The 2,611-nt window shown below is 64.1% G+C and carries 3 protein-coding genes; 1 reads left to right on the top strand and 2 read right to left on the bottom strand.

The window, feature by feature from the left end:
* Window positions 1-311 precede the first annotated feature (311 nt).
* Window positions 312-812, top strand: a complete 501-nt coding sequence (locus AAC023_RS14275) for a secondary thiamine-phosphate synthase enzyme YjbQ (protein ID WP_339741940.1) — start codon at window positions 312-314, stop codon at window positions 810-812.
* Window positions 813-851: 39 nt separating this feature from the next.
* On the opposite strand, the gene AAC023_RS14270 is transcribed toward AAC023_RS14275, so the two are convergent.
* Together AAC023_RS14270 and AAC023_RS14265 are read right to left on the bottom strand one after the other, a co-directional pair.
* Entirely contained in the window at window positions 852-1,784 is a 933-nt protein-coding gene (locus AAC023_RS14270; protein ID WP_339741938.1) for a DUF4349 domain-containing protein, read from the bottom strand.
* 85 nt (window positions 1,785-1,869) lie between these two features.
* Window positions 1,870-2,611: M23 family metallopeptidase (locus AAC023_RS14265; RefSeq protein WP_339741935.1), on the bottom strand; the 742-nt coding region annotated here is incomplete at its 5' end.

Below are 2,611 nucleotides of genomic sequence, written 5' to 3'. Positions count from 1 at the left end.
GGACTTGTTCCGGGATTGGGAAATTGGATACGCATTTACGAAGAGGCCGGGCGCATTGCCCGGCCTTTTTCGTTTTGCTCCCGGCCCGGTCGACAGGGGATCAGCTTGGGCATAGAATTGCCCCATGAACGCCAATTCCCGCAAGCCAGAAATCGGCGCCGCGCTCGTCGCCCTGCGCGCGCTCGGCGGTGATCCTTGGGCACCCAAAGTGCTGGCAGAGGATGCGAGGCGGCTTGCGCGGTTTCGGGTGGATCGCCTCGGCGTGCCGTGGGACGAAGCGAGGGCTTGGCTTGAAGGTTGGGGCAGTAGTGATGCCGGCCCGCCACCAGTTCGGAGGCTTTGAGGCTCATCCTGCGCATCTGGCACAGCCGCGAGAGCCGTATCTGACCATGCCCCTCACCACACTTACCCTCCAGACCACGGGCCCTGGTCTCTACGGTTTCACCCGTGCCGCACAAAGCTTCGTTTCCGAGTTAAATCCTGCTGAAGCCCTGCTGACCGTCTTCGTACGCCACACCTCCTGCTCCCTCACCATCCAGGAAAACGCCGATCCGGATGTGCAGCGCGACCTCAACGAGTTTTTCCGTCGGCTGGTGCCCGATGGCGATGATCCGTCGATGGCGTGGCTGGCGCATACGGCGGAGGGGCCGGATGATATGCCGGCGCATATCAAGGCGGCGCTGACCCAGACCTCGATCGGGATCCCGGTGGCGCATGGTGAAATGCTGCTCGGCACCTGGCAGGGGCTGTATCTGTTCGAGCACCGCGACCGGCCGCAGCGGCGGGAGATCGTGCTGCATCTGACGGGGTGACACCCGGCCGGCGCGATCGCACCAGCCGGGCCAGGATGACTATTCCGACTTCGTCGCCTTGGCCTCGCGCCGTGCCTTGAACAGGCCGCGCAGCCAGCGGTTCAGCAACCAGAAGAGCGGGATGATCACCAGCAGCCAGGGGGCGAAGCCGGCGGCGAAGGTGATGACATTCGCCAGACCGGCAGCCAGTTCGCGGAAGACATTGGTCAGGGCGTTGCTGAGTGGATCGAAGGCGCCCGGGCTAACCGGTTCGACGCGTGAGGCGTAGTTCAGGCTGAGGGCGGACATCGAGACACGGCCGCGCATGACACGGATCTGGGCTTCGGAACCCTCGATCTCGCCCTGGACATTGGCCAGTTCGCGCTCAACCTGGACCAATTCCTCGACACTGGCATTCTCGCGTTCCAGCAAGCTGATCAGTCGCGTGCGAAGTACCCGTTTGGCTTCAAGCCGGGCTTCCAGGTCATAGATCGCCGATGTGAGGTCGTCCGCCGATTGCGACTGGTTCTGGATCCGTCCGCCGGCTGTTTCCAGTTCGGCTTCAAGTCCGTCCCGAAAGGCCTCGACCCAGGCCGGGCTGGCGCGCAATTGCACGCTGGCCGAGATCGAGCCGCGACCATCATTATAGATATTGGCGGAGACGATCTGGCACTGCAGGGCGCCGGCACTGGTACAGGCTTCCTGGTGGCTGGCGACCAGGTCCGGCGTGGCAGCGGCGGGCGTTTCGAACCGGTAGTCATAACGATAGGCAATCAGCCGTTCGACAACTCCATCGGCGGGGGCGCTGCCCGGTGCGGGCGGCGGCGGTGCCGGTAAGGGGGCTTCGGCGGCCCGGGACCGTTCGAAACCACCGGTCATGATGGCAGCATCTTCGGCGACAGCGCCATAGTCATTGTCATCGCGCGCGGTGTCGTTGCAGGCGCTCAGGGTCAGCGCTGTGAGCGCCGCCGTGAGCCAGGTCCGTAATGTCATTGCCGATATCCTTTCAGGAGGGCCACCATTGCTGGCGTGTTGTGAAAACAGTTTCGGGTTCGATGGTTGAGCGCAAATACCGGGGCTAGTCTTCCTCGCCCTCAAGCAGACGCTGATAGCTGTCGACCAGCGCCAGATAGGGCGGCACCGAGGTGTTCTGGATCCCGCCGCCGGTCTCGACCGCCATCTTGATCTCGAAATGCAGATGGATGGTGGTTGCCGTGTCGCCGAATTCGTTGGAGACGAAACCGATGGCCTGCCCGCGCGTGACGTGGTCGCCGACGGCGACCTGCAGGCTGGGCTTGTCGAGATGCAGATAGGTGTAGCGCACGCCATCATCGCTCATCAGGCGTACTGAATAGCTGCCGATCGAAGTGATGGTGCCATCGGCAGCTGCGAGCGCCTGGTGGACGCCGTCCTGGCATGTCGCCGGGCGGATATCCTGGCCTTGATGGCCATGGCCACTCGGGCACATCGGCGTGCCATAGCCGCGCGTCTCGCAGAAATTATCGCGCCAGGCATAGCCGTAATTGGCCGCATTGCACTGGCCGCCGGCAGGGCCGAGATAGCCGCCATAGCCATAGACCTGGCTATTGGCATAGGCCTGGCCAGCCTCGATCGGGAAGCGCATGTCCGGTGCGTAATTGATCTGCAGGGGCTGGCCGGTGCCGGACGCCTCGACCAGATCTCCGGCCGGCATCCAGCTGAAGGCGATGCCGGCATCGTCCAGCAGCGGCGGGGCGGGTAATTCCTCGACCGGTTCGGGCTCGGTAAACTCCGGTTCCGCCGCGGCCTCCTCGACCGGATCATCGGCCGGGGCCGGTTCG

It is taken from the genome of uncultured Maricaulis sp. (assembly GCF_963976135.1).
GTDB lineage: Bacteria > Pseudomonadota > Alphaproteobacteria > Caulobacterales > Maricaulaceae > Maricaulis.
This window is presented reverse-complemented; position numbering and strand designations above follow the sequence as displayed.

Excerpts from the sequence above, each read along its gene's own strand:
- AAC023_RS14270 (WP_339741938.1), bottom strand. The coding sequence starts at position 1,784 with ATGACATTACGGACCTGGCTCACGGCGGCGCTCACAGCGCTGACCCTG.
- AAC023_RS14275 (WP_339741940.1), top strand. The coding sequence starts at position 312 with ATGCCGGCCCGCCACCAGTTCGGAGGCTTTGAGGCTCATCCTGCGCAT.